Below are 15,918 nucleotides of genomic sequence, written 5' to 3' on the forward strand. Positions count from 1 at the left end.
CCGAGTCTCTCGTCACCGCCGGGCCGCGGTAGCGGCCCGGCGGAAGAAAAATGAAAGCCAGATCATTGTGTATCGCGCCCTGGGGAACTCCCGAACATTCTGCGGTAGTCCCGGTGGAACTGGGACGGGCTTTCGTAGCCGACGCGGTGAGCGATCGCCGTGACGCTGCCCGTGCGGGCCCGCAGAAGTGTACGAGCGGTTTGCAGACGTATCGTCTTCTGAAACTGGATCGGTGTGGCCGACGTCGCCGCGCGGAAGTGCCGGTGGAACGAGGACGTACTCATACCGGACACGCGTGCGAGGTCGCCGACGCTCAGCGGTTCGTGATAGTGCTGGCGGATCCAGCCGATGGCCCGGGCGATGTGGGCGATGCTGCTGTCGGCCAGGCCGATCTGCCGTATGACGCCGCCTTGGCTTCCGGTGATCAGCCGCCAGAGGATCTCGCGTTGGTATGCCGGGCCGAGAACTCGCAGGTCGTCGGGGCAGCGGGCGGCTCGCAGCAGTCGTACGACGGGCTCGAGCAGCTTTGGCGTGGCGTCCGTGACGAAGAATTCCCTCTCGGCCTGGGGCGGCCCCGCCTCGTCCGTCTCGAGCAGCAAGGACGCGATGGCCTGCGGCCGTAGGTCCATGATGAAGATCGCGAGCGGTTCGTCACGGTCCGCCTGGATGACCTGGCTGGTCGACGACAGGTCGAGCGAGGCGATCACGTACTTCCCGGCACCGTACTCGTACGGTTCGCCGTTGAACACCGTGCGCATGGAGCCCTGAGCCACGAGTGCCAGGGTGGGCCCGGGCACGGGAGCGACGACCGGGGAGGTCGGCTCGTTCACGACCGCAACGGCGACGCCGTCGACAACCGTGGCTCTGCGGCCGCCGTCCCCCACGTGTTCAAGGATCAGCGTGTGCAGCTCCTGCAGAAGCTCCATCCTCAGTCTCCGAACGCGTCGAGGTTCCCGGTGCCGGAAGTTCTTCTTCCGCCCAGATGGTCTTGCCGTGGGAATGGTGGCGTGTACCCCAGCGCCTGGTGAGCTGAGCGACGATGAACAGCCCCCGGCCGCTCTCGTCGAAGGTGCGGGCGCGCCGCAGATGCGGGGAGGTACTGCTGCCGTCGGAGACCTCGCAGGTCAATCCGGCGCCGTGGCGGATCAGGCGCAGTCGGACAGGAGGGTGAGCATGGCGGATCGCGTTGGTGACGAGCTCGCTCGCGACGAGTTCCATGGCGGGCGCGGCCTCCTCAAGTCCCCATGCGGCGAGCTTCCCTGAGATGTGCTTACGCGCCTGCGAGACGGCCGCGAGATCGGCTGAGAGCTCCCAGGCACCGACGTGGCTGCCGTCGAAGGCATGGGTGCGGGCCGCGAGGACGTCGGCGCGGACATGACGCCTACCGGATACGAGGGCGTCGAGGGCCCGGCGGCAGAGGGCGTCCAGGCCGCACTGAGATCCGGCAACCGCCTCGGGCAGCGCGGTCCCACTGGTCCAGGCCGGCAGTTCGGGTGTCGCGGGGGTGTGCGCGTACAACAGGAGCACACTGCCTTCGGGGAGCTCGATCTCGGTGGCCTCCGCGGGCGATCGGGCAAGCCCGAGCGGCAGGCCGACAGGAATCTCCACGGTGGTGGCCAGGCCGTCGGGCCCGATCACGGTCGGCGCGGGATACCCGGCGCTGGCGAGGGTGCAGCGCGCGGAGACGGGGTCGTAGACGGCATACAGGCAATGGGCGGTGGTCCCGGCTGCGCTCTCGTCGTGCCCGCCCACGTCGTGCTGCGGCCGCAGCCGGGTCAGTACGCCCTCCAGGCGGGTGAGGAGTTCATCCGGTTGCAGGTCGATGTCGGCCAGTGTGCGTGTCGCCGCGCGGAGTTCGGCGGCCATTCCGGACGTGTGACTCCCGTGGTCGGTGACGGACCCTGCGACCAGCGCGACCCGGGCGCCTGGCAGTGGTATGGCGTCGAGCCAATGGGCTTTGGGCACGGCTGTGCTGTTGTCCGCCGTCCCGGAACCGGCAAGCTCCACCGCCGCGGGCTGCGGCAGCGGGGACGGTTGGTTCTGCGTCACCGAGAACGAAGGTGCGTCACCGGGTGCACCGTCTGCCGTGTCCCTCGCCTCTGCGGCGATTGCCGGACTGTCGCTCACCAGGGGATGTTCCGCCGGGGCGCAGAGGCGTTGCCGTCGCAGGCGGGTCCGGCAGATCACAAGGCTCAGGCCGAAGGACAGCGCCGCGGCGGAAATCACGACTGCACGGCCTCCTTCGGAGACACCGTGGATCGTCAAGCCGTAGACGGCCACACTGGCCACCAGGGTTGCGCCTCCGATGAAGAGGGCCCGGCGAACGGGGAGCAAAGCGGCGGCCACGACGGGGACCAGTACCGAGTAGTCGGACCAGCGGACCGAGCCACTGGTGGAGACGCCCAATTGGACCGCACACATGGCGCTCAGATAGATGACGAGCAGCGAGCTCGGCTGGCACAGCAGACGTCGTACAGCAGCCATTTTTGTCATTGTCCCTTCATGGTCGGCCTCTGGTGCAAGGCGCAGGGCCCTGTGGTCTGCGCCGGACAACCCACCGACGTGGATGCCTCCGACCCGGCTCATGCGGCGGCCTGCGGGGAACGGGGCAGGTGGGCAGGGCAGTGGACGGCCACCATGGCGAGGTCGTCGTCCAGGTGTTGACCCGCATAGCTGTCGAGATCACGGCTGATGTGTTGCAGCAGGCTGTGCGGGCAGCACCAGGTCCACGTGGCGGCACGCTCGAGGACGGGGTAGAAGGTCCCGGTGGCGTCGCGGGCCTCGACGAGGCCGTCGGTGTAGAGCAACAGGGTGTCGCCCGGAGAGAACGCGAACGTGTCGAGGGGGAATGCCTCTGCCGTGCTTCCGGCCAGTCCGAGTGGCGGAGCGGGCCGGTCCACGCGCAGGCGCGTCACCCCGCCGCGCTGCCCGAGCAGCGGCGGAGGGTGTCCGCAGCTCACGACCCTGACCGTCTCTTCCGCGTCGGGAAGTTCGACCAGCAGAGCGGTGATGAAGCGTTCGGCGCTGTTGGGGTCCCTCTCGCTCATCTCTGCCAGATGCCTGCGGACGCTGCGTTCCAGGGAGGCCGCCAGCTTCGGGAGTGTCTCGTGTTCATGGGCCGCCTCGCGGAAGGCACCCAGCAGGGCGGAGGCGTCCTCGACGGCCGGCAGACCCTTGCCGCGGACGTCGCCTATGAGAAGGCGGGTCGTACGACCGGAGCGGACGGCGGCGTACAGGTCGCCGCCCACCAGGGCGTGCGCGGTCGCCGCCCGGTACATGGACGCGATGCGCAGAGAACCCGCTGTGTGCGGAAGGGGCCGCAGCAGAACCCGCTGGGCCGCCTCGGAGACGGCACGCACCTGGGTGAGCTCCCTCAGGTCGCGATCGTGCAGCGCGCGAGCGGCGACGGCGGACGCCGAGACCGCCAGCAGAGCGCCGATGTGTATGGGCAGCAGCGGCGAATGCATCAGACCGTCATGCCCGTCGACGATGACCACCGCCGCACTGGCGGTGAGTGCCATGGCGACCGTGAATCGCACCCGGGTGACCGCCGCGGTGCAGGCGGGGGCCGCCACGAGCAGCGGTGAGAGATGAATGGCCAGGGGGGCGAAGGACGCCGCGAGGGTGATCGCAGCGATCAACAGGAGAGGAAGCGCCAGATACGCTCGGGTGCCTCCTGTGGGCAGGAGGCTGTCAGGGCCGGGCACTGAGACCTCGCGAGCAAAGATTCTCATGGGTGATCCTGCGGTCGATCTCGTGAGCGCCTGGGATTCGGCGTGCCGCCGTCCGTACGCGGGTGATTCGCCGGTCACCGGCTCAGGCTGCTCGAGACGCGACCTGCTGGGGACAGGGGAGAGGCGTCACGTTCTGCGCCTGGTCATGTGGGGCCCGCGCCGCGCGGCGGAGATCGTCCCTGTCCTTACTCTTTACTTGACGCTTTCTTGCCGTATAGCGGTATTTCATTTCCGCTATACGGATTCCAATGTGCGTCAGGCGCAGGACCGAGTCAAGCGGAGACGCCTCGCACAGGCATTACGAAATTCGAACGGCGGCCGCGGCGGACGGCCGTACCGGCCGCGTCCGGCCGGACGCGGCCAGGGCACGGATGGGGGCCAGGGCACGGATGGGACGGGTGCGGCCAGGCCGAGCCGACCGTCGGCCGCAGTGGAGGTTCTGCTCCTACGTCACCAGCAACGTCGGCGCCCTCGACGCGGTGCGTCAGATCGACGCCGTTCCCGTCCTGCGCCGCGTCGAGCAGGCGGGCACCCGTCTCCACGACGGCCGCCCGGTTCCGGCCTGACCGACACCGACGGGACCGGCCGTCATGCGCACGCCGGCCGTGCCGCTCGTTCCGCGCGGGTGGCGCCGTGCGGCCGGCCGTCGGTCCTGCGGGCCGTGGCGACGACCGCGGTGAGCTGTCTCCGGACGGGATCCGGCAACGAAGCGCCGTGCACGGTCGTCAGCACATCCCTGGCGAGGTCGTGCAGGGGGGTGCCGGTTTTCCTGGAGGTCGTGACCAGCACCTCCCGCGCCGCGTCCCGGCTCAGACCGAACGTGGCCATGAGGACCCCGCGTGCCAGGTCGATGTCCGGCCGGGTGCGCGTCGCACGGCGGATGTGGACCACCCCGGTCCGGAGACGTCCGTCGTCCGCCGCGGGCTGACCGGAGCCGCCGGACGCGCCCGGTCCGTCGGGAGCGGCGGAGAACAGGGCGTAGGAGTCCGTCAACGTCAGCAGACGCTCCACGGCGGGGCTGACGACGGTGACGGTGATCGTCTTCCCCGCGGCGACCGCCTGCGCCCGGGCGGCCAGCAGTACGTTCAGCGCACTGCAGTCCGCGAACGTCATCCCGCCGAGATCCAGGTCCACGCCCTCGGCGGTCCTCGCAAGGGCGTCGTGCAGGGTGCGCCGGAGCTCGTGGCTGTTGTCGAGACAGAACTCGCCGCTCACGCTGACGGCCACACGGCCGCCGCCCTCGCTCTCGAACGGCACTTCCTCGGACGGTTCCGGCATGATCCCCTCCTCTGCATATGCCCCCTCAAGCCTCGTACGCTCACCCTGACCCGTCAAGGTGTACGTGAACTTTAGTTCGCGTTTTTGCCTGCGTGAAAAATCAGTCGTACGATTTGGCCATGGTGGCAGTCGACGGAGTTCCCGAGCCGCACACGGGCTGGACGTTCGTGACGAGTCACGCGCGCGTGCTGGCCAGCATCGCCGACAATCACAGCGCGCGGATCCGTGACATCGCAGCACGTTGCCGGCTCACCGAGCGTGCGGTCCAGAAGATCATCTCGGACCTGGAACGGGACGGTTACCTCTCCCACACCCGCAGCGGCCGCTCCAACCAGTACCGGATCGACCCGAGCAAGGTGCTGCGCCATCCCGCCGAGGCGGGCCTCACGGTGGCCTCCCTGCTGTCGCTGCTGGTCAGGGACGAGGCCGACCGCAAGGGCGCGGTCGCGAGAGACGACGAGGGCACAAGCCCCGGGCCGGTGAGCGACGACGACCGGCCGGCCGGTGCGGGGCGTGCGCAGCCGGAGCCGCCCGGGACGACGCAGTACGAGTCGCACGGTGCCCGGGTGTTCGTGGCCCACGGCGCCTACGACGCCGCCTCGATCGCACCGCTGGCGGACGCGCTGCGGGCAGCCGCCGACACGTACTCCCGGGTGGTGGTCGACGCCCGCGGTGTGAGCTTCGCCGACTCGACCTTCCTGAACCTGCTCATCAGCGTCCACCACGCGACCGACCTGCGCGTGGTCGCGCCGTCGGCACAGCTCCGGCGCCTGCTGGAACTCACCGGCGCCGACAAAGCCCTCAAGGTGCGGGCCGGCCTGGAGGAAGCCACGGAGTGACCTGTTCCGTCACGGCCCGGAACAGGGGCGGTGGCGACGTGCCCGGCTCACTTCTTCTTCAGCGCGGACGGCTTGTGCACCGCGGACCGCCCGGACTTCTCGCTGCGCACCTGGTACTGCGGTTCGTCAGGTGACGCGTCCACCGTGCGGCCCGCGGCCTCGGTGCGCTCGGTGATCTTCTTCTCCACCTCGCCCTCGGCCTGTCCGCCGTGACTCTCCCAGGTCACCTCGTCGCCCTTTTTCAACTCCTTGCCCGCACCCCGTCTCCGAGCCATACCGGCACTCCTCCACCTACGGTCGGCCGTTTCTCCCAGGGTGCGCGCACCGCGCCGCCGCCGCACCGCGCCGCCGGCCGCGGAAGTGAGCGGAGACGGAGATGATCCGCACGCGTGCATGAAATGTGCGCCGGCGGACATCCGGAGAACATGTTGCCCGACGACAAGGAGCCTCTTCGCATGATCACTCCCCGTCCGCAGGTGCTGCGTGGGCTGCTGGCGCGCTATGCGGAAGCGTGTGCACGGGTGCTCGAAGCCGACACGGCAGCGAGGCGGCGCGCCCTCCAGGACATCGCATACACGCTGTGCGTCATCACGGGGACATGCGAGGTCGAGGACGCCCTCGCGGCGGCGGACCGTCTCCTCGGGGACCGTCCGCGCGAGGCGAGCGGGGACCAGACCCGGCAGACGCTGGTGGCCTGAACCGGGCTCCGCGGCCGCCGCCCGGCGCAGTACCCCCCGCACCGCGCACTTCCCCACGCCCTGCCCGGCCAGGGACCTGGTCGGACGCCGGAAGGCGTCGGTCTGCCCGAGGGGGGAACTCGTCGGGCCATCAGCACTCAGGAGTCCCGCACCGGCCGGAGCGGAGCCCTGTGCCCCGCGCCGGACGAATGAGGTACTCGCCGTGGAAAGCCGAAACGACCCCGAAGGCGTCGCGCTGTCGCCGCACGAGCGCCTCGCCCTCTGGGGTATCGAGGCAGGACTCCGCCAGGATCGGCGCCTCGCGCGACGGATGCGCCGCCCGGGCCCACGGCCGGCCTGGCTGCCCCTGTCGGTCGCCGCGCTGACCTGTGCCTCGCTGCTTCTGCTGGTGACCGGGATACTCACCTCCGCCCCGGCTGCCCTCTGGTCCTTTGCCGCGCTGTGGCCCGTCACCGTCCTGCTGGCCTTCCGGATGCTGCGACGTTCGGCCGACGACGCCGGCGACCGGACCAGGACCTGGCCGTGACCCTGTCCGGAGGTCGCCCGTGACCCTCGCGGGCGATCACCGCCGGTGCGCGAGCCCGGCGGCGGCGCGGTATCGGGTCTGCCGGCCCGCTCTCACGCTCGCGCGGCGCACGCTGACCCGCCGGCGGCCGTTCACGCGCCGACGCCGGGCAGGTGCACGCCCCGGGGACGGTGGCCCGCAACTCCCTCCCCTGAGCTCGCACGACGGCGGACCCGGCCAGTTCCGAGGTGGTGACATAGCCGACCTTGCGGGTCGGGCGGTCCGGGCCGAGATCGGTGATGCGGACCGAGGCCGGTGCTCCGGCCGGCGAGAGCGCCGGGATGATCGCCATTCCGCGACGCCGGAATGATCCAGAACGACAGGACCTGGCCCTGGCTCTAGCCCAGGTCGAAGGTGTTGGGCAGGCCCAGCCGGTAGCGCACCTCGTCGACGCGTTTCAGGGGCTCCAGCTCCGGTGGCCGGAACAGCTCCCAGACGTGACACCGTTCCGCGTCCGAGCCGTCGGCGTCCAGAAGGGCGTTGACGGCGCGCCGGGCGGACTCGTTGGCGCCCTCCATGGTCGCGAGGTCCACGTCGGTGCGGATGTAGTCGCCCGCGAGGAAGAGGTTCGGCACCGCGGTCCTCGCCGAGGGGCGGTGGTAGAGCGTGCCGGTGGGGTGGATGAGGAGCTGTTCGCGGTTGTGCGGGTCGGGCCCGCCGAGGCCGGTCACCGCCGGGTCCATGAACCAGCCGAGCCGGTCCTCGTCCCTGAGCGTCGTCTTGCCCGAGTCGTTCAGCCCGTCCTTCAGCTGGGCCCACAGTTCGGCGACGATCTCGTCCTTGGTGCACTCACGGGCGGTCTTGCCGTACAGGATGCCGGGCTTGTCCCACTCGGAGATGATCGTGGACAGGCACTCGTGGGCCTGCCCGTCTCCGTAGTCGCGCGCGAAGTCCCGCACGTCCCAGAACTGCGTCTGGCCGATTCCGGTGACCGCCCAGGGCGAGTCGAGGCAGTTGATGTGGCCGTGCACGACCGGGGTCGGTGTGCGCAGGTAGAACATCACGCCGGTCATCCAGTCCGTCCGCAGCGCGTCGCACCGCCCGAGCTGCGGGTCGGCGGCGCGCAGGGCCGGACCCCAGGTCGCGCGCGCGTGCTCGACCGGGAGGGCGCAGACGTAGTGGTCGGCGGTGACGGTGCGCGGCCTGCTGCCGTCGCGGTCCGCCACCCGTACGCCGGTCACCCGGCCGCCGTCGTACACGATCTCCCGGACCTCGGTGCCGAGTACGAACTCGACGCCCAGGGAGCGCAGATGGGCCTCCCAGGGATCGATCCAGGCCTCGCTGGTGGGGGCGTTCAGCACCCGGTCGACGTCCGCGTCGACGTCCATGCCGCGGCCGAGCAGGCCCCACAGGATGAGGGCCTCGATGATGACGCGGCCGACGGTGCGGGTGGAGGCGACCTCGGCGCGGGTGGCGACGAGGTTGCGGGTCTGGCCGATGCCGAGGAGCACCTGGTACTCACGGCTCATCTCGCCAGCCCGGATGAAGTCCCACCAGGCGACCTTCTCCCACTCGTCCTCGCGGCGGGCGTCGCAACTGGTGAGGTGGACCAGGAGTCGGTCGGCGAAGTAGGCGGCCTCGTGGGCGGGCAGGTGGGTGCCGAGGTCCAGTACCGACAGGACCTGGTCGCGGATCCAGGACGGGGTGAGGTCGCCGGGGGCGGGCGGGGTGGTGACCCGGCGGAGCGGGAAGTGCAGGTCCGGGCGGCCCGCGTCGCGTGCGAACAACTCCTCCGTACCGTTGCGGAGGTTGCCGTGGACGCCGTTCGCGCTGCCGGGGAAGGGGATGCGGCGCATGGTGTCCGGCAGGTTCCGGTAGAAGCCTGGGAAGAAGCGGAAGCCGTGCTCGCCGGGGAGCGGCTTGCGACCGTCCGTTCCGGTCCCGGGGACGTCCATCGAGCGGGCCTTGCCGCCGAGGGCGTCGTAGTACTCGTAGACGGTGACCTCGTAGCCGCGTTCGGCGAGTTCGTGAGCGGCGCTGAGGCCGGAGACTCCGCCGCCGAGGACGGCGACACGCTTGCCGGAGGCGGCGACCGCGCTGCCGGCGGCCCCTAAGGCGCCGACGGTTCCGGCGGCCGCTCCGGCGACCACTCCCCCGCCCGCGGCCAGGAAACGCCTGCGGCTGTGCCCGCCGTGCCCCTGAGACTGCTGCGCGTGTTCTGTTGTCATGAGAACCGGAGCGTAGGGAGGGGCTCCGACAGCCGGAAGCCCTCCTCACCGTCGCGTACAGCATCCTCACAAACGCCAAGAAACGGCGATGGCGAGCGTGCCGGCACCGGACTTGCCGCATATGGTCCCCGCCGGGCACGCCCGGCTGATGCCCGCCACATCCCTCGCCCGCTGCCCCGCCCTGTCCCTCGCCTGACGCCCTGCCACATCCCATGCCTGACGCCTTGCCACATCCCTCGCCTGATGTTCTGTCACACCCCCGGCCGGGAACCGGCAGGCCCGGCCTCCGCGCCGGCGCGCTCTCCTCCGTCTCCGGCCTGATGGTCCCCGGCGGCAGCTCGGCCACGGGCACCACGGCCGGGCCGGTCGGTGGATCGGTGCGGGACTCGGGACAATCGGGAGCATGAACGACCGGATGTCCGACGCCGAGAACCGGCTGGCCAGGATCGAGGGGCTGCTGGAGCACGGCGCGCACGACGTGGTGCCCGCGTGGCGCAGAGCCACCCAGGGCGAGCCGCGGTGGGCGGTGACCGCCGTGATACTGGTGGCGATCGCCCTGCAGGTGATGCTGCCGCACCATCTCGCCTTCCAGCCGTACTGGGCCCTCCCGTCCCTGGAGGTGGCGCTGCTGGCAGGCGTCGTCGCCGGCAACCCCCGGCGGGTCGAGCCCCGCACCCGGTGGCTGCGGCTGCTGGGCCTGGTGCTGACGGGAGTGATCAGCCTGGCCAACGGCTGGGCGGCGGTCCGCCTGGTGGCGGGGCTCGTGAACGGCACCGAGGGCCGTGAGGCCGGGCCCCTACTGCTGACCGGCGGGGGCATCTGGCTGACGAACGTCATTGTGTTCGCCCTCTGGTACTGGGAGTGGGACCGCGGCGGGCCGATGGCGCGGGTCCTCGGCCTGCACCAGTACCCGGACTTGCTCTTCGTGCAGATGCAGAGTCCGGAGACCGCACCGCGGGACTGGGAGCCGGGCTTTCTCGACTACCTGTACCTGTCCTTCACCAACTCCACCGCGTTCAGCCCGACCGACGTGATGCCGTTGTCGCACTGGGCCAAGATGCTGATGATGCTGCAGTCCTCGGTCTCCCTGGTGACCGTGGTCCTGGTGGTGGCACGGGCCGTCAACATCCTGCACTGACGGCCGGTGCTTTAGGTTCGTCCCATGAGCTCCATGAACGAAGACTCCCTGCGCCTCGTCACGGTCGAGCGCACCGGCACCGGCCGTTTCACCGCCACGAACACCCGCGGCGGCACGATCGACTTCGGGACCGACGACGGCGCCGCGTTCACCCCGGTCGAACTGCTGCTCGCCGCGATCGGAGGCTGTACGGCGGCGGACGTCGACGTGGCCACGAGCCGTCACGTGGAGCCGGCCGCGTTCACCGTCACGGTCAGCGGCCACAAGGTGAGCGACGAGGGCGGAAACCGGATGACGGACCTGGCGGTCACCTTCTCCGTCGCCTTCCCGGAGGGCGCGGCCGGCGACCGCGCCCGCGCGATCCTGCCCCGGGCGGTCGCCGTCTCCCACGACCGGCTGTGCACGGTCAGCCGCACGATCGAGGCCGGGACACCGGTCGCCGTCTCGGTCGAGGAGGTGTGACGGCCGCCGCCGCGGACTGTCACCGGCCGACGGTCATGGGGTTGCCGTTCGACTCCACGGGACGCTCAGATGTCGTCCGCCGTGCCCAGACCGGTCAGCGCGCCCACCGGGTCCAGGTCGGGGGTGCCTCTGGGCCACCAGTCGTCGTGGCCCGGTTCCGACTCGTACGCGTACCAGAGGCCGTCGCGGCCGAAGCGGAGCTGGAGACGGCCGTCGGGGTGGGTGAGGTGGTTGTGCCACGGCCGGAAGGCCGGGAGGTCGGCGGCGAGCAGCAGTGGCCGGGCCCGGTCGAAACGGCCGGCCGGCGGGTCCCAGGGCTCCTCCAGTACGGCCAGCCCCTCAGGGCCGCCCTGCCGCCAGGCGGCGACCGCGCGGGCCAGGTCGCCCGGGGTACGGCCGACGGCGTCCGCGAGGGTGGCGTAGAGGGCGCGGGTGGACGCGGTCAGGCCGGAGCCCGGGCGGGCCGCGGCGAGCCGCACCGCGTCCTGCCAGAGGGTCAGGTCGCCGACCGGGTCGTGTCCGGTGGTGAGCAGGGCGTGGGCGCGGGCCGCCGCGTCGGTGGCCAGCTGGTCCAGCGCGAACGGGTCCGGGCCGCCGGGCACCCCCGGATACACCGGCGGCTGCTCGGGATGCGCCGGTGCCGGCAACGGAGGCGGCAGCGGCGGGAGCTGACGCGGTACGAGGGCCTCGGTGGCCCGCACGCCCGGCAGCGCGGCCGGCCGCCGCTCGCGGGCCGCGCGCGCGGCGTTGCGCCGGGACAGCGCGTCCAGCACCTCGCGCTCTCCACGGCCGCGCAGCAGGAGCAGCACGAACGGGTCGGCGTCCAGCAGCCGCGCGGTCTGGTAGCAGAGTGCGGCCGCGTGTTTGCAGGGGTGACCGAAGTCCGGGCAGCTGCAGCGGGGTTCGAGCTCACCGGGCCCCGGCAGCAGTGGAACCCCGCTGTCGGCGAGGGTCTGCGGCAGCTCCTTGTCGAGCAGCGCGGCGATGTCGGCGGGCCGGTCGGCGGCGGTCTCCAGCAGCCGCTCCCACTCGTCCTCGCCGAAGGTCCGCAGCCGCAGCTGCACGCGGTACGGCCGGGGCCGGCTGCCCTGCACGTAGGCCAGGACCAGGCCCGGGGTCACCGTGATGGCGTCCACGTGCCCGCGCTCGGCGTAGCTCCGCCCGCGCCCGAGCCGCTTCACGTCCAGTGCGCCCTCTTCCAGCGCCCGCACCCAGGCGTTGCCCCACCAGGTCTCGGCGAAGGCGGAGGCGGCGGGGGCAGCGGCACGGGACGGGAGGGACGGGAAGGTGCGGCGGAGTTCGCTGTCGCGGTGGGGGGTTGCCATGGTGCGCGGGAGGTGGGAGGTGGCGGCGGGGGCAGGAGCCGGGGGATCCGGCTCCGGGGGGCCGGTGACGGCCACGGAGTCGCGCGCGGGCGCGGGCGCGGGGGTTTCCGGCTCCGCCTGGTCGCTCGGCATCCGGAACGCGGTCGTCAGGAACTGCTTCAGGTCACGGGCGGTGCGACCGGGGGCCGCGGACCCGGCGGCCGCGGCCTGCGAGGGCGAGGGCGACCGTCGTACCGGGCGGGCCGGGGGCTGTTCCGAAGCCGCCGCCGCTGCCGCCTCCTCGGCCCGCCTCGCCTCCGCGCGCGCCGCACGCAGCGCCTCCCGCGCGACGTCACCGGGACGGCCGCCGGGCCGGGCGGCAGCAGACCCGCCGGTGTCGGCCTGGTCGATCCGCTCGGCCCGCTCGACCTGCCGGGCCCGCTCGACCCGCTCGATCCCCTCGACCTGCCGGGCCCGCTCGACCCGCTCGATCCCCTCGACCTGCCGGGCCCGCTCGACCCGCTCGACCTGCCGGGCCCGCTCGACCCGCTCGACCCCCTCGACCTGCCGGGCCCGCTCGACCCGCTCGATCCCCTCGACCTGCCGGGCCCGCTCGACCCGCTCGGCGTCTTCGGCTGCCTCGGCCTCGGGTGCGGCGTCCCGCCGCTCCGCCTCCTTCGCGGCGGCGGCCACCCGCAGCGCCAAGCGCGCGGCGTCCCCCGGCCTCCGGGCCCGGTCCGCGCGCCCTTCCTCTCCCTCGCCCGGAGCCACCCCGTCGCCCCCGGTCTCCGTCTCGCGTGCCCGCGCAGCCCGCAACGCACGGCGTGCCGCGTCCCCCGGCCGCTCCTCGCCCGCGCCGCTCATGACGTCCTCCGCAACGACACCAGATCGGACAGCTCACGGTCGGTCAACTCGGTCAGGGCGGCCTCGCCGGAGCCGAGGATCGCGTCGGCGAGGGCGCGCTTCGCCTGCAGCATCTCGGCGATGCGGTCCTCGACGGTGCCCTCGGTGACCAGGCGGTGCACCTGGACCGGCTGGGTCTGGCCGATGCGGTAGGCGCGGTCGGTGGCCTGTTCCTCGACCGCCGGGTTCCACCAGCGGTCGAAGTGGACGACATGGCCGGCCCGGGTGAGGTTGAGGCCGGTGCCCGCGGCCTTGAGGGAGAGGACGAGGACCGGGGTCGCGCCGCTCTGGAAGCGGTCCACCATGCGCTCCCGCTCCGGCACCGGGGTGCCGCCGTGCAGCAGGTCGACCGGGACCGCGCGGGCCTGGAGGTGCGCGGTGATCAGCCGGGCCATGCCGACGTACTGCGTGAAGACGAGTGCCGACCCGTCCTCGGCGAGCACGGTGTCCAGCAGCTCGTCCAGCAGGGCGAGTTTGCCGGAGCGGGCGGCCAGGCCCTCGATGCGGGACTCCTCCTTGAGATACAGCCCCGGGTGGTCGCAGATCTGTTTCAGGGCGCCGAGGAGCTTGAGCACCAGGCCGCGGCGCGCGATGCCGTCCGCCGTCTCGATGGCGAGCAGCGACTCGCGCACCACCGCCTCGTACAGCGCGGCCTGTTCGCGGGTGAGCGGGACGGGATGGTCGGTCTCGGTCTTGGGCGGGAGTTCGGGCACGATCCCGGGGTCGGACTTCTTGCGGCGCAGCAGGAAGGGGCGGACCAGGCGGGCCAGCCGGGCCACCGCTTCCTCGTCCTCGCCGTTCTCGACGGCGCGCGCGTGCCGGGCACGGAAGGACTTGAGCGGGCCGAGGAGTCCGGGGGTGGTCCAGTCGAGCAGGGCCCACAGCTCGGAGAGGTTGTTCTCCACGGGGGTGCCGGTGAGCGCCACGCGCGCGGGGGTGGGGATGGTGCGCAGGGCTTTCGCGGTGGCCGAGTAGGGGTTCTTGACGTGCTGTGCCTCGTCGGCGACGACCATGCCCCAGGGCTGTTCGGCGAGCCGGGTCGCGGTGGCGCGCATGGTGCCGTACGTGGTGAGGACGAAGCCGCCGTCGAGGCCGTCGAGGGTGCGGTCGGGGCCGTGGAAGCGGCGGACCGGGACGCCGGGTGCGAACCGGGCGATCTCCCGCTGCCAGTTGCCGAGCAGCGAGGCCGGGCAGACCACCAGGGTCGGCTCGGTACGGGCCCGCTTGAGGTGCAGGGCGATGACGGTGATCGTCTTGCCGAGGCCCATGTCGTCGGCGAGGCAGCCGCCGAGGCCCAGGCCGGTCATCAGGTCGAGCCAGGCCAGGCCGCGGAGCTGGTAGTCGCGCAGGGTGGCGTGCAGGCCGGCGGGCGGCTCGGCCGGCCGGACACCGGCGGTGAGGCGGTCGCGCAGAGCCGCGAGGAGGCCGACGGGGACCGCCTCGACCCGCTCGCCGTCCACCTCGGCCTCGCCGGTGAGCGCCACGGAGAGCGCGTCGACCGGGTCGAGCACGCCCAATTCGCGCCTGCGTGCCTTGCGGACGAGGGCGGGGTCGACGAGCACCCAGCGGTCCCGCAGCCGTACGACCGGGCGGTGTGCCTCGGCGAGGGCGTCCATCTCGGCGTCGCTGAGCGGGTCGCCGCCGAGCGCCAACTGCCAGCGGAACTGGAGCAGTTCCTCGCTCTCGAAGAAGCCGGTGCCGTCGGTGGCCGAGCCGGGAGCGGGCCGGACCACGGCCGCCGCGGTCAGGTCCTGGGCCAGGTCCCGGGGCCAGTGCACGGCGACCCCGGCCGCCGCGAGCCTGGTCGCCGCGACCCCGAGCAGCTGCCCCAGCTCCTCCTCGGAGAGCGCGAGGACGTCCGGCACGTCCTGTTCCGCCAGGCGGGCCAGCGGCGGCCACACCCGCGCCGCGCGGCGCACGGCCAGCGCCGCGTCCACGCGCGCGCGGGGACCGAAGGCGGCGCCGGAGGCCCCCGACCACAGCGCCGCCGCGTCGGTCACCAGGGTCGGGTCGGCCAGGCTGTGCACCTGGACGATCGCGGCTCCCGCGCGGCGCGCGCCCTCGCCGTCGTCGAACAGGTCGTAGGCCGACAGGTCCAGGCGCAGCGAGATCCGCACGCCCGCGTCCATGCCGGCGGCGACCTCCGCGGCCCACTCCTGGGCGTCGGGCAGCCGCTGGGCTTCGCGGGCGGCGAAGGGCCGGCCCGCGGTGTGCGGGGCGGCCGGGGTGCGGGGCAGGGTGTCGGCGACCGCGTCCAGGAAGGAACGGACCAGCGCCTCCGGCCCGGGCAGCAGGAGCGGGCCGGGGCCGGGCAGCGGGACGGCGTGGCCCTCGGCGGGCAGGGCGGCGGCCACCGCGCGCAGGTGGGCGATGTCGGCGGGGTCCAGGGGGCCGGCCCGCCAGGCGTCGTGTCCTGCCGGGGTGAGGCCGGGCAGCAGCCGGCCGCGGGCGGTGAGCCGAAGGGCGTGCAGGGCCGCGGCGCCCCAGCAGGCGGTGGCCGGGTGGGCGGCCGGGTCGCGGCGGGCCCGGACGAGCACCGGGAGGGCGGTGGCGAGCGGCAGGGTGAGCGCGGGCACCTGCCGGCGGCGGACCCCGGTGGCGCCGTGCGGCCGTACGACCGTGAGCTCCTCGGTCGCGGTGGCGGGCAGTGGGTCCCCGGCGGGGTCCCAGAAGGCCATCCGGCCCTGGCGCGGGAGGTCGGCGGGCAGGTAGACCGCCGCCAGGCGCACCGGTACCTCCGCGTCGGCCCCGGCCGTCGTGCCGCTCATACGTTCTGCCACCTCCCGCCCGCCTGTCGGATCAGACGTCTTCGACTGTACGGGCGGGGTC

Annotated in this window: 14 protein-coding genes and 2 pseudogenes; 7 read left to right on the plus strand and 9 right to left on the minus strand. The window is 72.7% G+C overall.

Annotated elements, in window-relative coordinates; genetic code table 11:
- Window positions 1-62: 62 nt before the first annotated feature.
- The 3 genes from BLW82_RS08775 to BLW82_RS08785 all read right to left on the minus strand — a co-directional run bounded on the left by BLW82_RS08775 (window position 63) and on the right by BLW82_RS08785 (window position 3,641).
- On the minus strand, window positions 63-926 hold the full coding sequence (locus BLW82_RS08775; protein ID WP_093498259.1) for an AraC family transcriptional regulator: 864 nt from the start codon (window positions 924-926) through the stop codon (window positions 63-65).
- Window positions 889-2,484 carry an ATP-binding SpoIIE family protein phosphatase gene (locus BLW82_RS08780; protein ID WP_256215716.1) on the minus strand — a complete coding sequence of 532 codons (1,596 nt, stop codon included), beginning with the start codon at window positions 2,482-2,484 and terminating at the stop codon, window positions 889-891. The genes BLW82_RS08775 and BLW82_RS08780 overlap by 38 nt, the downstream gene beginning before the upstream one ends.
- A gap of 98 nt (window positions 2,485-2,582) precedes the next feature.
- A complete protein-coding gene (locus tag BLW82_RS08785; protein WP_256215718.1) occupies window positions 2,583-3,641 on the minus strand; it encodes a PP2C family protein-serine/threonine phosphatase in 1,059 nt (352 codons plus the stop codon).
- Window positions 3,642-4,132: 491 nt separating this feature from the next.
- On the opposite strand from BLW82_RS08785, the gene BLW82_RS44335 reads away from it, so the two are divergent.
- Window positions 4,133-4,300, plus strand: a complete 168-nt coding sequence (locus BLW82_RS44335; protein ID WP_177232886.1) for a hypothetical protein — start codon at window positions 4,133-4,135, stop codon at window positions 4,298-4,300.
- A gap of 22 nt (window positions 4,301-4,322) precedes the next feature.
- Here BLW82_RS44335 and BLW82_RS08790 read toward each other — a convergent pair whose 3' ends face one another.
- On the minus strand, window positions 4,323-5,012 hold the full coding sequence (locus BLW82_RS08790) for an STAS domain-containing protein (protein WP_093498261.1): 690 nt from the start codon (window positions 5,010-5,012) through the stop codon (window positions 4,323-4,325).
- 119 nt (window positions 5,013-5,131) lie between these two features.
- Between BLW82_RS08790 and BLW82_RS08795 the strand changes: the two are divergent.
- Together BLW82_RS08795 and BLW82_RS08800 are read left to right on the plus strand one after the other, a co-directional pair.
- A pseudogene (locus BLW82_RS08795) lies at window positions 5,132-5,446 on the plus strand (MarR family transcriptional regulator); the annotation flags it as partial.
- Window positions 5,447-5,491: 45 nt separating this feature from the next.
- Window positions 5,492-5,851, plus strand: coding sequence for an STAS domain-containing protein (locus BLW82_RS08800; RefSeq protein WP_093507940.1), 360 nt, complete (start codon window positions 5,492-5,494; stop codon window positions 5,849-5,851).
- 47 nt (window positions 5,852-5,898) lie between these two features.
- Here BLW82_RS08800 and BLW82_RS08805 read toward each other — a convergent pair whose 3' ends face one another.
- Entirely contained in the window at window positions 5,899-6,126 is a 228-nt protein-coding gene (locus BLW82_RS08805; protein ID WP_093498262.1) for a hypervirulence associated TUDOR domain-containing protein, read from the minus strand.
- A 180-nt stretch (window positions 6,127-6,306) separates the two neighbouring features.
- Here BLW82_RS08805 and BLW82_RS08810 point away from each other — a divergent pair, with 180 nt between their 5' ends.
- Both BLW82_RS08810 and BLW82_RS08815 read left to right on the plus strand, forming a co-directional pair.
- On the plus strand, window positions 6,307-6,549 hold the full coding sequence (locus BLW82_RS08810) for a DUF5133 domain-containing protein (protein ID WP_177232887.1): 243 nt from the start codon (window positions 6,307-6,309) through the stop codon (window positions 6,547-6,549).
- A 202-nt stretch (window positions 6,550-6,751) separates the two neighbouring features.
- Window positions 6,752-7,075, plus strand: coding sequence for a DUF3040 domain-containing protein (locus BLW82_RS08815; RefSeq protein WP_093498264.1), 324 nt, complete (start codon window positions 6,752-6,754; stop codon window positions 7,073-7,075).
- A 163-nt stretch (window positions 7,076-7,238) separates the two neighbouring features.
- Here BLW82_RS08815 and BLW82_RS45280 read toward each other — a convergent pair.
- Window positions 7,239-7,409: pseudogene (locus BLW82_RS45280) on the minus strand (LysR family transcriptional regulator); the annotation flags it as partial.
- 43 nt (window positions 7,410-7,452) lie between these two features.
- Window positions 7,453-9,282 carry a hydroxysqualene dehydroxylase gene (locus BLW82_RS08825; protein WP_093498265.1) on the minus strand — a complete coding sequence of 610 codons (1,830 nt, stop codon included), beginning with the start codon at window positions 9,280-9,282 and terminating at the stop codon, window positions 7,453-7,455.
- Window positions 9,283-9,685: 403 nt separating this feature from the next.
- Between BLW82_RS08825 and BLW82_RS08830 the strand changes: the two genes are divergently transcribed.
- Both BLW82_RS08830 and BLW82_RS08835 read left to right on the plus strand, forming a co-directional pair.
- Window positions 9,686-10,420 carry a hypothetical protein gene (locus BLW82_RS08830; protein WP_093498266.1) on the plus strand — a complete coding sequence of 245 codons (735 nt, stop codon included), beginning with the start codon at window positions 9,686-9,688 and terminating at the stop codon, window positions 10,418-10,420.
- 33 nt (window positions 10,421-10,453) lie between these two features.
- Entirely contained in the window at window positions 10,454-10,882 is a 429-nt protein-coding gene (locus BLW82_RS08835) for an OsmC family protein (RefSeq protein WP_093498267.1), read from the plus strand.
- A 65-nt stretch (window positions 10,883-10,947) separates the two neighbouring features.
- Here the strand turns inward: BLW82_RS08835 and BLW82_RS08840 are convergent, their stop codons facing one another.
- Entirely contained in the window at window positions 10,948-13,050 is a 2,103-nt protein-coding gene (locus tag BLW82_RS08840) for an SWIM zinc finger family protein (RefSeq protein WP_093498268.1), read from the minus strand.
- The gene (locus BLW82_RS08845) at window positions 13,047-15,857 is read right to left on the minus strand and encodes a DEAD/DEAH box helicase (RefSeq protein WP_093498269.1); all 2,811 of its coding nucleotides are present in this window, start codon (window positions 15,855-15,857) and stop codon (window positions 13,047-13,049) included. The genes BLW82_RS08840 and BLW82_RS08845 overlap by 4 nt, the downstream gene beginning before the upstream one ends.
- Between the last annotated feature and the right edge of the window lie 61 nt (window positions 15,858-15,918).

Origin of the sequence: Streptomyces sp. Ag109_O5-10 (genome assembly GCF_900105755.1) — a bacterium.
Taxonomy (GTDB): Bacteria; Actinomycetota; Actinomycetes; order Streptomycetales; family Streptomycetaceae; genus Streptomyces.

Bases quoted from the DNA above. Each gene is read 5' to 3' on its own strand.
- BLW82_RS08775 (WP_093498259.1), bottom strand. From the start codon at position 926: ATGGAGCTTCTGCAGGAGCTGCACACGCTGATCCTTGAACACGTGGGG.
- BLW82_RS08780 (WP_256215716.1), bottom strand. From the start codon at position 2,484: ATGGCTGCTGTACGACGTCTGCTGTGCCAGCCGAGCTCGCTGCTCGTC.
- BLW82_RS08790 (WP_093498261.1), bottom strand. From the start codon at position 5,012: ATGCCGGAACCGTCCGAGGAAGTGCCGTTCGAGAGCGAGGGCGGCGGC.
- BLW82_RS08805 (WP_093498262.1), bottom strand. From the start codon at position 6,126: ATGGCTCGGAGACGGGGTGCGGGCAAGGAGTTGAAAAAGGGCGACGAG.
- BLW82_RS08810 (WP_177232887.1), top strand. From the start codon at position 6,307: ATGATCACTCCCCGTCCGCAGGTGCTGCGTGGGCTGCTGGCGCGCTAT.
- BLW82_RS08825 (WP_093498265.1), bottom strand. From the start codon at position 9,282: ATGACAACAGAACACGCGCAGCAGTCTCAGGGGCACGGCGGGCACAGC.
- BLW82_RS08830 (WP_093498266.1), top strand. From the start codon at position 9,686: ATGAACGACCGGATGTCCGACGCCGAGAACCGGCTGGCCAGGATCGAG.
- BLW82_RS08835 (WP_093498267.1), top strand. From the start codon at position 10,454: ATGAACGAAGACTCCCTGCGCCTCGTCACGGTCGAGCGCACCGGCACC.
- BLW82_RS08840 (WP_093498268.1), bottom strand. From the start codon at position 13,050: ATGAGCGGCGCGGGCGAGGAGCGGCCGGGGGACGCGGCACGCCGTGCG.
- BLW82_RS08845 (WP_093498269.1), bottom strand. From the start codon at position 15,857: ATGAGCGGCACGACGGCCGGGGCCGACGCGGAGGTACCGGTGCGCCTG.